Origin of the sequence: Streptomyces sp. NPDC093510, from assembly GCF_040683555.1 — a bacterium.
GTDB lineage: Bacteria > Actinomycetota > Actinomycetes > Streptomycetales > Streptomycetaceae > Streptomyces.
Genome location: NZ_JBFBEE010000013.1, coordinates 12,439 through 24,215 on the forward strand (window position 1 = coordinate 12,439; position 11,777 = coordinate 24,215).

Here is an 11,777-nt window from a genome sequence, read left to right on the forward strand (position 1 = left end):
GGCCCGGGGTCCCGTCCGTGTCGCGGTCCGGGATCGGCCCGGGGCGGCACGGACGGGCGCGGTGCTCCCGTGGCACGGGGGACGGTTCCAGCGGAAGCACCGCGGTCGCGGAGGCTCTCGCGGGTGACTGCCCCGAGGGCCCTCGTGCCGGTGTCAGACGCTCATGTGGTCGCCAGCGCTTCGGTCGGCGGAAGCCGTGCCGCGCGTACGGCCGGGTAGAAGCCGGCCAGGCCGCCGATGACCAGCGTGGCGCCGACACCGCCCGCCATCGCCCAGAACGGCACGACGGACGGCCAGCCCTGGTAGGCGGAGTAGCCCCCGGTGACGGCGATGCCCAGCAGGACGCCGCCGACGCCGCCGAGGGCGGACAGGAGCAGGGCCTCGGCCAGGAACTGGGTGCGGATCTGGCCCCGGGTGGCGCCCAGGGAGCGGCGCAGGCCGATCTCGGAGCGGCGTTCCAGTACGGAGATGACCATCGTGTTGGCGACCCCGACGCCGCCCACGAGCAGCGCGACTCCGCCGAGGCCGAGCAGCAGTCCGCTGAGGGTGTCGTCGGTGGCTTCCTTGGCGGCCAGCGCGTCCGAGGGCCGCGAGACGTTGGCCTCGTTGGGGTTCTCGGGGTTGGTGGTGGCGCCGAGGACGGCCTGCACGTCGTTGACGGCTGCCTCGTCGGCCCGCGTGAAGATGGTGGTCGGCGAGCCGTCGAAGTCCAGTTCCCGCTCCGCCACGGTCCAGCCCACGAGGGCCGAGGAGTCGAGCGAGGGCACGAGTTCGTTGGGCGCGAGCAGGCCGACGACGGTGAACCAGCGTCCGCCGAGCCACACCTTCACGTCCTCCCCCGCCTGGTGGACGCCGAGTTGCTCGGCGGCCTTGGGGCCGAGGACGACGGACGGGTAGCGGCTGTTGGCGGCGTTGAGCCAGCGGCCGTCGACGATCTCGGCGCCGACCGACTTCGGCAGGTCCGTCCTGGCGGCCGAGACGTTGAGGCCGCCGGTCTCCTCCTCGGGCGTGTGGTCGCTGCGGTAGACCTTGGCGTCGGTCTTGCCGATGGCGGACACCGACTCGACGTCGTCCATGTTGGCGATCATGTCGACCGACTCGACGGGGAGATGGGCCTCCCCGCCGCTGAAGTTCTGCCCGGGGGTGACGGTCAGGAGGTTGGTGCCGAGGGCCTGCAGCCTGCGGTTGAGGTCCTCGGTGGAGGAGGTGGAGATGCCGACCACGCCGACCATCGCGGCGATGCCGATGGCGATGCCGAGCGCCGAGAGGAACACCCGCATGGGGCGTGAGCGCAGCCCGGAGCCGCCGACCCGCAGCACGTCGGCCGGGTTCATCCGGGCCGGTTTGGGCCGCCGCGCGGGTTCGGGAGCGGCGGCCCGCTCCAGCTCCTTGATCCCGGTCATCCCAGCTCCTTGATCTCGGTCATCGCACGGCCTCCCGGGGCGAGGGAGGAGGAGCTCATGCCGACGGCACCGACCGAGTCGTGCTCGATGCGGCCGTCCTTGAGGCGCACCTCCCGGGGCAGGGTCGCGGCGATGTCCCGGTCGTGGGTGATGACCACGACGGTCGTCCCCGCCTCGTGCAGTTCGTGGAGGAGCTCGATCACGACCGCCCCGGACCGCGAGTCCAGGGCGCCGGTCGGCTCGTCGGCGAGCAGCAGCGGCGGATCGCCGAGCACCGCGCGGGCGATCGCCACGCGCTGCTTCTCGCCGCCGGACAGCTGGTGCGGCTCGTGGTGGAGCCGGTGGCCGAGGCCGACCCGGCGCAGGGCCCGCTCGGCGAGGCGGCGGCGTTCGCCGCGCGGCCTGCCGCTGTACAGCAGCCCGTCCGCCACGCTGTCCAGCGCGGGTACGCCGAACGCCAGGTGGAACTGCTGGAAGACGAAGCCGATGGTCTCGGCCCGCAGCGCGGACAGTTCACGGTCGGTCAGGCCGGCCACGTCGTGCCCGTCGATGCGGACCTGCCCGGACGTGGGGCGGTCCAGGGTGCCCATGATGTTGAGCATCGTGGACTTGCCGGACCCCGAGGGGCCGACGATGGCGAGGAGTTCCCCGCGCCGGATGACCAGGTCCGCGCCGTGCAGGGCGGCGACGTCCTCGTACGTCTTGGAGACCCCGGTCAGCTCGACCACCGGCCGGTCCTGCGGGGCCGTGGCGGGCGCGGGGATCTCCGCGGTGGACAGGGTCACTTGGGGACCCCCACGACGGTGCCTTCCTTGATGCCCGCTCCGGACACCTCGACCTTGCTGTCGGCGAACATGCCGAGCTTGACCGGGCGGTACTCGGTGCCGTCCGCGGTGACGACCTCCACCGCGTAGCCTCCGCCGCGCTGTGCCACCAGGGCGGCCACGGGGACGACGAGGACGTCCTTGCGGGACTCCGCCTTCAGGGTGACCTCGACGGCGGCGGCCTGGTAGCGGCCGAGGCCCTTCTGGTCCTTCACGGTCAGCTCGACGGGCAGGGTGGCCTTGTCGTCCGATTCGCCGGACCCGGCGTCTCCGGAGCCCTCCGCGGAGTCGTCGCCCTGGGCGGTGGACGGCGTTCCGATGTCCGTCACCTCGGCCTCGACCGTGTTGTCGTCGGGGAGCCGGACGGTGGCCTTGGTGCCCTTCTCGACCAGGTCCTCGAACTGCACGTCGAGGTCGACGCCGACGGTCCGCTCGGTGCCGGTCCAGGAGAGCACGTTGCCGCTCAGCGCCGCGCCCGGCGAGGTCTTCACGTCCGCGACGCGCCGTGCGCCGGAGGCGACCACGGCGTCGCCCGCCCGGACGGTGCCGGTCTCCTCGCGGTTCAGGTCGTCCTGCCAGTCCTTCACCGCTTCGGCCGTGGCGGAATCGTACGTGTCGTCGACGGTGAAGCCCTTGTATCCGAGGGCGCGGAGGTTCTTCTCCAGCATCTCCACGTCGTCGCCCTCACTGCCCGACTCCAGAGTGCGGTACAGCGGGAACGAGCCGTACAGGAGCGGGACCCGCTGCTGGTCGACGCGGTAGACGGTCTCGCCGCGTTCGACGACGGTGCCCTCCTCGGGCACCCAGGTGACGACGCCGTCGCCCGCGCCGCCGCCGGAGGCCCCCTCCTGGCCGGACTGACCGGACTGGCCCGACTGGCCGCTCTGGGAGGCCTGTCCGTTGTCCGTGCCGGACGACGAGGCCGGTGCCTGCACGGTGGTCGCGTCGCCGTAACCGAGGTTGCCGTCGACGCTCTCGGTGTCGGTCAGCGTGGTGCGTTCCACCTTCGCGGTGGCCGGCGGCCCTGCGGGCGCGGAGCCCCCCGAACCGTCGCCGTCGCCCCCGATGGTGCCGGTGGCGGCGACGCCGGCCGCCGCGGTCACGGTGATCGCGGCGAGCACGACCAGCGAGGTGCGCAGCGGGCGGCGCCTGCGGCCGCTGCCAGCCTGCGTCTCCTCCTCGTCGGGGCGCTCCGCGGAGCCGGGGCCTTCCCCGAGGGCCGTTTCCGGTCCGGAGGCGGTGTCCAGTTCGGAGGCGGTGCCCGGCTCCGACGTCGTGTCGAGCGCCGAGCCGCCGGCCCGCTTCGTCGACACCTCGCCGGAGCCGTGGCGTTCCAGCGCGCCGGACGGCTCGCCGGGCACGCGCAGCGCTTCGGTCTCGTCGCGGCTGGTCACTGGGGGACTCCTCCCCCTTGACCGTTGTTCATCATCATGCCGCCGCCGGGGTACTTGCTCTGGCAGGCGCCCATGGCCTTGGTGAACTCCGGGCCGCCCGGGGTGATGCCGGTGCCGTTGATGTCGATCTTCATGTTGCTGCCCTCGATCTCCGGGTCGGGGAACTTGGCCAGCCCGTTCTCGCGCAGGCACTTGGCCCAGGCGGAGACCTTCTTCGAGTCGAGGGCGGCGCCCCCTCCCCCACCGCCGCCGAGGCCCTGCGGTGCCTTGTCCCGGCAGGCCTCCTCGGCCTTCTTGTACGTCTCCGAGTTGAGGTCGACGCCTTCTCCGGGTGTGAGCCTGACGCCGCCGGAGTCCTGTTGCGGGTCGGGGTAGTCGGGCGCCCCGTTCTCGCGCATGCACTTCGAGTACGCGAGGCCCTGGTCGAACGGGCTGGTCGGGGAGGCGGAGGAGCCGTTCTCCGAGGAGGCGGCCGAGGAGTCTCCTGAGCAGCCCGTGAGGAGCGACCCGGTGACGAGAGCGGATGCGGCGACGAGGGCGGGCGCGATGGCCCGCTTGCGTGCGAATGCTCGCTTGTGTGTGGTGAACATGGACCCAACTTCTACGCGGCGGCCGGTCACACGGGGGACACAGAGCGGGGCGTCCGCACAGTGCCGTCATGGCCGGCGGATCGCGGGTCGGGGCAGGCCGGAACGGCCGCGTGCCGAGGGCGCGCGGCCGTTCCGCTTCGCCACCGGGCGGTGGCGGGTCACGTCTCGGCGCGCTCCGGGCTGCCCCGGACCTGTGGGGCCCCGCGCCGCGCCGTGAGTCTGCGCAGTTCCTCCTGTGTGCAGTCGACCCGCTTCATGGCCGCCTTGAGCAGCGGCGGGGCCATGACGGAGGTGACCACGGCGACGAGCACGATGATCGTGTACGTCCTGGTGTCGAGGATGCCGAGCCGCAGTCCGACCATCGCCACGATGACCTCGATGACGCCGCGGGCGTTCATTCCCGCGCCGAGCGCGAGGGCCTCCCAGCGGCTCAGTCTGCTGAGCCGCGCGCCGATGTACGCGCCCGCGAACTTCCCGAGGATCGCGATGGCCAGGACGATGGAGGCGGCCCCGAGCACGGCGGGTTCACGCAGCGCCCGCAGGTCGATGCGGAGCCCCGCGGTCGCGAAGAAGACGGGGGCCAGGACGGCGAGGACGACCATGCGCAGCGACGCCGTACGGGCCCGGTCGAACTCCCCGCTGGAGCCGATGAGCATGCCGCAGAGGTACGCCCCGAAGACCGCTTCGAGGCCGAGCGACTGGGTGCCGGCCGAGGCGAGCAGGATCATCGCGGCGGCCGCGGAGACCGTCCGCTCCTCCGACCCCTTGCAGAGCCGCAGGGCGGTGCGGGCGAGCGGGCGGCCGATCAGCAGCGCGACGAGAAGGACCAGCAGGAGCGAGCCGACGGCCTCGGCGAACACGCCCGCGGTCAGTCCGCCCACGGTCATGGCGGAGACCACGGAGAGCATCAGCCAGCCGAAGGTGTCGTCGATCATCCCGGCGGCCAGGGTCAGCTGGCCCACATCGCGGTGGATGAGGTCCATGTCCATGAGCGTCTTGGCGATGACGGGGATGGCGCTGACACACATCGCGACGCCCAGGAAGAGCGCGAACATCTGCCGGTCGGACGCGCCGATGCCGAGCATCCGCGCGAGCGGGTGGCCGAGGCCCACCCCGAGGGCGAGGGGCACGAGAAGCCCCGCGAGGCTGACGCGCAGCGCCGTACCGCCCCTGCGCCGGATCATCCGCAGGTCCATCTCGATGCCGGTGAGCCCGACGAGGAGGAGCACCGCGATCTGCCCGACCGCGTCGAGGAGGTGGACCTGCCCGGGGTCGGAGGGCAGGAGCCAGGCCGCGGCGTCCGGCGCCACCCAGCCGAAGAGAGACGGGCCGAGGAGTACGCCGGCGCTCAACTCCCCCACGATCGCGGGGAGTCCGCAGCGGGCGGCCAGCCTGCCGAGCATGATGGCGAGGAGCAGCAGCAGGCCGACCTGTAGCAGGAAGATCAGCAGGGGGTGGGCCGCGATGGGCTGTACGGGGGCGGCGGCCCATAGCTCGTCGGCGGCCGCCGGAGTCCCGGCCCGGTGCACGGCGCTCACCTCCCGCGTTCGGCGGCGACGCTCCGCTCACCGACCGCGGCCGGTACTCCCGGGGAGAGTTCGCTGTAGCGCCGGAAGCCGTAGAGCAGGGCGCTCCCGTGGCGGAAGCGTTCGACGGAACGCACCGCTCCGACGACGATGACGTGGTCGCCGGAGGGGTGGGTGCGCTCGACGGTGCACTCGGCGACGGCGTGCGCGGCCTCGATCAGGGCGGGGCTGCGGGTGCGGCAGGACGGCCGCCAGGCGACGCGCTCGAACCGGTCGGGCGCGCCCGAGGCGAAGAGCGCGGCGACCCAGTCGGCCTCGCCGTGCAACAGGTTGACCGCGAACGCGCCGCTGGAGATGACCGCGCCCAGTGTCGGGCTGCCGCTGCGCAGGCACGTCAGGAGCGTCGGCGGGGCGACACTGAGGCTGCACAGCGAGGAGCACGTCATCCCCCGGGGCTGCGCGCTGCCGTCCCGGGCCGTCACGACCGACACACCGGTCGGGAACGACGCCATCATGTCGCGGAACTCGGTGTCCATGTGCCTCGCTCACACCCCGTCGCGCATGCGTTTGAAGTACTCGTTCTGCGTCGGCAGGGTGCGCACGAGCGACCGCGCCTTGTCCTTGATGGCCTGGAACTCGGCGAGTGCCTCCTTCTCGTCGATCAGGTCGAGGGCGGGTGACGGCTTGACGGTGATGCCGCCGGTGCCGAGCAGGATGCAGTTGTACGAGTAGGGCGGCAGGCCGTGGTAGCGGGGGTAGACGGTGCCGGTGTCGGGGACCTTGCTCTCCCACAGTTCGAGGCGCTCGGCCAGCGCGTCGGGCACGGCCCGGGTCTTGGTGTCGCGCCAGTACTGGTTGTCCGCCCGCCTCGCGCCCCGGTAGTGCAGGACGAGGAACTCGCGTACGCCGTCCATCACGTTCGTCAGCGCGCTGTTGTACTGCTCGCGCAGCGAACGGTCCCAGTCGGCGGCCGGGTAGTACTTGACCAGCTGCTCGATCGCGTAGTGGATGAAGAAGATCCCGGTCGACTCCAGCGGCTCGACGAAGCCGCTGGACAGGCCGACGGCCACGCAGTTGTTGACCCAGGAGCGGCGGCTGCGGCCGATGCGCATCCGGATGTGGTTGGCGGGCACGTCGGCCGCGGCCGGGCCGACGAACTCGCGCAGGGTGCGCTCGGCCTCGTCGGGGTCGATGTAGTCGCGTGCGTAGACGTAGCCGGTGCCGAGGCGGCTGATCAGCGGGATGGTCCAGATCCATCCCGCGTCCTGGGCGGTGGCCGTCGTGCAGGGGCGGATCGGGTCCTTGTCCATGTCCATGGGGACCTGGAGGGCGACGGCGCTGTCGTTGGGGAGGGTGTCCTGGTAGGGCACGAACGGTTCGTCCAGCGCCTTGTTCAGGAGCAGGCCGCGGAAGCCGGTGCAGTCGACGAACAGGTCGCCCTCCAGGAGGCCGTGCTCGGCGGTCCGTACGTGCGAGAGCCAGCCGCGCTCGTCCAGGCCGACGTCCACGACGTTGTCGACGATGTGCCGCACGCCGCGCTGGGTGGCGTACTTGGTGAGGTACTTGGCCAGCAGATGCGCCTCGAAGTGGTAGGCGTACGGGAATTGCGCGCCCTGGTACTCGGCGATCGTGTTCGGCAGCGCCTCGTCCTCGACGAAGTCCTGTTCCAGGAGCCGGTTGTCGAGGTAGCGGGGGCTGCGGTTGGCGTCGATCACCGAGGCCATCACGAAGCAGTCCACGTCGAACCGGTCGGTGGTGGGGTGGCGCAGCCACCAGTCGGTGAGCGGGAAGCCCTTGACCGACCTCAGCTGCTCGAAGGGGTGGTAGAAGTGGTGCCCCGGCTCGCGCCAGTCCTCGAAGCGGACCGCGAGCTTGTACGTGGCGTTGCAGGCGGGCATCCAGTCCCGCTCGGCCAGGCCGAGGAACTCGAAGAAGTGCCTGATGTCGCTGAACGTGGCCTCGCCGACGCCGATGGTGCCGACGTCCGCCGACTCCACCAGCGTGATCTTGATCCGGTCGCCGAAGGCCGCTGTCAGGTACGCGGCGGTCATCCAGCCTGCCGTGCCCCCGCCGACGATGACGACGTTGCGTACAGGAGCATGCGTCATTTCCCCCACCCCACTCTGATGATTGAGCACCGGCGGTGATTGAGCACCGGTGCGCCGCCGCGGCCTACCGGCCGCGTTCGTCCTGCCCGCTCAGCGTGATCGCGCCGGCCGGACACCTCGCGGCCGCGCCGCGTACCGCGGCGGCCGATCCTGGTCCGGGCCGTGCCGCCTTGAGCAGCACCTTCCCGTCCTCCTCCGACTGGTCGAACACAGCGGGTACGTAGCTCATGCACAGGCCGGAACCCGCGCACCTGCCGCGGTCGACACGCACCTCCATCTCTCGTCCCCCTCTCGCTCGCTCACCAGGTGACCGGCAGTCGCTCCACGCCGTACGCGGTCGACCGGACGCGGAACTCCACGTTCCGCGCGGGCACCGCGAGCCGCAGGCCGGAAAAGCGCCGCAGCAGCGCCGTGTACGCGATGCGCAGCTCCATCCGGGCCAGCGCGGCGCCGATGCAGTGGTGGATGCCGTGCCCGAACGCGACGTGCGGCACGGGGTCCCGGGTCAGGTCGAGCCGGTCGGGCTCGGTGGTCAGCGCCGGGTCGCGGTTGGCCAGCGGGATCGAGCAGACGACGGTGTCGCCCGCCCTGATCAGCCGGCCGCCCAGCACGACGTCCTCGGCGGCGGTCCGTGGCGTCGGGGCGTGCGGTACGGACAGGTAGCGCAGCAGCTCCTCGACGGCGCGGTCCAGGGCGGCGGGATCGTCGCGCACCAGGGCCAGTTGGCCGGGGTTCTCCAGGAGCGCGAGGGCGCCGAGGCCCAGCATTCCGGAGATGTTGTCGAGTCCGGCGAGCATCAGCAGGATGCAGATGCCCCGCAGCTCCTTGTCGGTGAACTCGCCTCCGTGGTCGCGCACCAGCATGCCGAGGAAGCCCTCGTCGGGGTCCTTGCGCTGCCGGGCCACCAGGGCCGCGAGGTAGCGGGTGAACGCCGACCCGGCGGCCGTGCGCTCCTGGCGTCCGCCGCCGGTGGCCAGGTGGGCGTGGCAGCGGCGCAGGAAGTCGTCCCGGTCGTCGCGGGGCACGCCGATCAGTTCGCACAGCACCGGCCCCGGGATCGCCGACGCGAACAGCTCGGCGAGGTCGGCGGGTCGCCCGGCGCGCTCCATGGCGTCGAGGCGTTCGGCGACGATGCCCTCGATCCGCGGCTGGAGTCTGCGCATCCGCCGGACCGTGAACTCCGGCGTCAGCATCTTCCGCAGCCGGGTGTGCTCGGGCGGGTCGTAGTCCATCAGGAGTCCGACGCCCTCGTCGGGCCGCCCGTCGTCGCCGGCCGGTTCGCGGGAGCCGAAGCGGCGGCGGGTGGAGAACCTGACGTGGTCGCCGAGGACCCGGCGGACCTCTGCGTGGCCCGTGACCAGCCACAGGGGTTCGCCGCCGGCGCCGGGGGCCAGGCTGACGCGGGTGACGGGCCCGTCGGCGGCGAGGCGGCGCAGGTCGTCGGCCGGGTCGAGGCGGGTGCGGCGGGTGTGCAGCGGTACGGGTGCGCTCTCGTGCGGCATGTCGCCCCCTACCAGGCCACCGGCAGCGTCTCCACGGCCTTCGACGTGAAGCGGAGTTCCTCGCGCGGCACGGCGAGCCGCACCCCGGGGAACCTGCGCAGCAGTTCCGCTATGGCGATGCGCAGTTCCATCCTGGTCAGCGGTGCGCCGAGGCAGTAGTGGATGCCGTGCCCGAACGCCATGTGGCGGCTGTTGTCGCGGGTGATGTCGATGGGTTCCTGCGGCTCCCCGGGCGAGCTGGTGTTGTTGGCGCCGAGCAGTGAACAGGCGATGGACTCCCCAGCCTTGACCGTCCTGCCCGCGAAGGTGACGTCCTCCAGGGCGGTGCGGGGTGAGGCGTGCGAGATGATCGACACGCTCCGGATCAGCTCCTCCACCGCGTGGTCGAGGAGTTCGGGGCGCTTCTTCAGCAGGGCGAGCTGGTCGGGGTTCTCGAGGAGGGCGAGGATGCCGAGGCCCAGCGTGCCGCCCACGTTCTGGATGAAGGAGGCGAGGAGCGTCGCGGCCGTGCCCGTCAGTTCGGCGGGGGTGAGGTCGGCGCCGTGCCGCTGGATGAGCCGGCCGAGCAGGTCCTCGCCGGGATCGCGGCGCTTCAGGGCGGTGAACTTGCTCAGATAGACCAGGTACGAGTTCCCTGCCGCGTCCCGCTGGTCCCTGTCGGGGTTGTCGATGCGGTTGGTGTCGAGGTGGCGGGCCAGTTCGGCCTGGTCGTCGCGGGGTATGCCGAGCAGCGTGCAGCCGATGAGGCTGGTGGTGGGCCACACGAAGTGCGGCACGAGGTCGATGGGCTGTTCGGCGCCCTCCATGGCGTCCAGACGCTCCGTCACGATGCCCTCGACGAGGGGCTCCAGGGCCCGCACCCGGCGAAGCGTGAACTCGCCGGTCAGCATCTTGCGCAGCCGGGTGTGCTCGGGCGGGTCGTAGTGCAGCAGGTTGCCGGGCTGCACGAGCCGTCGGGAGTCCTCGATGTTGTCCGCGGGCGGCAGCGTGGTGAACCGGTCCGTGTCGCCGAGTATCGCCCGCACCTCGTCGTACCCGGTCGCGAGCCATGCGCGGTCCATGGTCCCTGGAGGGGTGGTCTTGACAAGCGGCGACTGCTCGGTTTCGTCCAATGGCTTGGGCATTATCGGAATCCTTTCGCCCTTTCTTGCTTACGAGTCTGAATTCGGCTCCGCACACCGTCAAGGATGTCCAGGATTCACCAGCGGACGAGGAGTTCGTCTATTCCGTAGTTGGGTGTCCAGGTGCGGAAGCGGATTTCCTCCGCGGGGACCGCGACGCTCAGCTCGGGGAACCGGTGGAACAGGGCGGCGATGGCGATGCGCAGTTCGACGCGGGCCAGGACCGCGCCGAGGCAGTGGTGGACGCCGTGCCCGAAGGCGAGGTGCCCGGAGTTGTCGCGGGTGATGTCGAGGGTGTCCTGCGGCACGCCGTTCACCGGGGTGCGGCTCACCGCGAGCAGGGAGCAGATGACGGACTCGCCGGCCCGGATCAGGTGCCCGCCGACGGTCACGTCCACCAGGGCGGTGCGGGGTGTGGCGTTCTGCACGGACGAGACGTGGCGGATGAGTTCCTCCACCGCCGACGCCATCAGCTCCGGCCGCTCCTGGAGCAGGGCGAGCTGGTCGGGGTTCTCGAGCAGGGCCAGCGGGCCGAGGCCCAGCATGCCGCCGATGTCCTCGAGGCCGGAGCCCATGATGGCGGCGGCCATGCCCGTCAGTTCCTCGTCGGTGAGTTCCGTGCCGTGCCGCTGGATCAGCATGCCCAGCAGGTCGTCGCCGGGGTCGCGGCGCTTCTGCCGGACGAGCCTGCCCATGTAGATCATGTACGCGTTCACGGCGGCCCGCTGCCGCTCCCGTTGCTCGCGGCTGGTGTGCCGGCCGAAGCCGGTGCCGGTCCTGCTGACGTTCAGGTTGCGGGCGAGTTCGGCCGCGTCGTCGCGGGGCACGCCGAGGAGCGCACAGCCCACCAGGCCGGGGATGGGCCAGGCGAAGTGCCGGACGAGGTCGGCGGGCCGGCCTGCGCCCTCCAGCGCGTCGAGGCAGTGCGCCACGATCTCCTCGATGAAGGGTTCCAGCCTGCGGATGCGCCGCAGGGTGAACTCGGGGGTGAGCATCTTGCGCAGCCGCGTGTGCTCGGGCGGGTCGTACTGACGCAGGTTGCCGACCTCGATCTGCGGTTTTCCGCCTCCCCTGCCGTCGTCGGACGGCAGCATGCTGAACCGGTCGTCGCCGAGGACCGCCCGCACCTCGTCGTAGCCGGTGGCGAGCCAGTGGCGGGCCGGGGCGCGCCCGCCGGTGTCCAGTTCGACGAGCGGTGTGCGGACGCTCAGTTCCGTCAGTTCCGGAACGGGTTCTATCCCGTTCCTCCGGGTGTGCGCGGAGGTGCTCACTGCCTTCGATATTGCCTTCGACATTCAGGGTCCCTTTC

Annotated in this window: 11 protein-coding genes; all 11 read right to left on the reverse strand. The window is 71.7% G+C overall.

The annotated features are described in order from the left end of the window. Nucleotides 1-161: 161 nt before the first annotated feature. Nucleotides 162-1,403, reverse strand: coding sequence for an ABC transporter permease (locus AB0N81_RS21675; RefSeq protein ID WP_365360672.1), 1,242 nt, complete (start codon nt 1,401-1,403; stop codon nt 162-164). Continuing rightward, on the reverse strand, nt 1,400-2,131 hold the full coding sequence (locus AB0N81_RS21680) for an ABC transporter ATP-binding protein (protein ID WP_365361076.1): 732 nt from the start codon (nt 2,129-2,131) through the stop codon (nt 1,400-1,402). The genes AB0N81_RS21675 and AB0N81_RS21680 overlap by 4 nt, the downstream gene beginning before the upstream one ends. A 53-nt stretch (nt 2,132-2,184) precedes the next feature. After that, complete coding sequence (locus tag AB0N81_RS21685) at nt 2,185-3,621, reverse strand: peptidoglycan-binding domain-containing protein (protein WP_365360674.1); 1,437 nt, start codon at nt 3,619-3,621, stop codon at nt 2,185-2,187. Then, nucleotides 3,618-4,211: a hypothetical protein gene (locus tag AB0N81_RS21690; RefSeq protein ID WP_365360675.1), complete on the reverse strand. Its 594-nt coding sequence runs from the start codon at nt 4,209-4,211 to the stop codon at nt 3,618-3,620. The genes AB0N81_RS21685 and AB0N81_RS21690 overlap by 4 nt, the downstream gene beginning before the upstream one ends. Before the next feature lie 158 nt (nt 4,212-4,369). Further along, the gene (locus AB0N81_RS21695; RefSeq protein WP_365360677.1) at nt 4,370-5,749 is read right to left on the reverse strand and encodes a cation:proton antiporter; all 1,380 of its coding nucleotides are present in this window, start codon (nt 5,747-5,749) and stop codon (nt 4,370-4,372) included. Then, a complete protein-coding gene (locus AB0N81_RS21700; protein WP_365360679.1) occupies nt 5,746-6,273 on the reverse strand; it encodes a flavin reductase family protein in 528 nt (175 codons plus the stop codon). The genes AB0N81_RS21695 and AB0N81_RS21700 overlap by 4 nt, the downstream gene beginning before the upstream one ends. Before the next feature lie 9 nt (nt 6,274-6,282). Next, nucleotides 6,283-7,845: a tryptophan halogenase family protein gene (locus AB0N81_RS21705; protein WP_365360681.1), complete on the reverse strand. Its 1,563-nt coding sequence runs from the start codon at nt 7,843-7,845 to the stop codon at nt 6,283-6,285. Between the two features lie 64 nt (nt 7,846-7,909). Then, nucleotides 7,910-8,122 (reverse strand): ferredoxin, encoded by a 213-nt coding sequence (locus tag AB0N81_RS21710; RefSeq protein ID WP_365360683.1) that lies wholly within the window; start codon nt 8,120-8,122, stop codon nt 7,910-7,912. A gap of 22 nt (nt 8,123-8,144) precedes the next feature. Then, nucleotides 8,145-9,347 carry a cytochrome P450 gene (locus AB0N81_RS21715; protein WP_365360685.1) on the reverse strand — a complete coding sequence of 401 codons (1,203 nt, stop codon included), beginning with the start codon at nt 9,345-9,347 and terminating at the stop codon, nt 8,145-8,147. A gap of 8 nt (nt 9,348-9,355) precedes the next feature. Next, nucleotides 9,356-10,471 carry a cytochrome P450 gene (locus tag AB0N81_RS21720; RefSeq protein WP_365360687.1) on the reverse strand — a complete coding sequence of 372 codons (1,116 nt, stop codon included), beginning with the start codon at nt 10,469-10,471 and terminating at the stop codon, nt 9,356-9,358. 74 nt (nt 10,472-10,545) lie between these two features. Next, entirely contained in the window at nt 10,546-11,763 is a 1,218-nt protein-coding gene (locus tag AB0N81_RS21725; RefSeq protein ID WP_365360689.1) for a cytochrome P450, read from the reverse strand. Between the last annotated feature and the right edge of the window lie 14 nt (nt 11,764-11,777).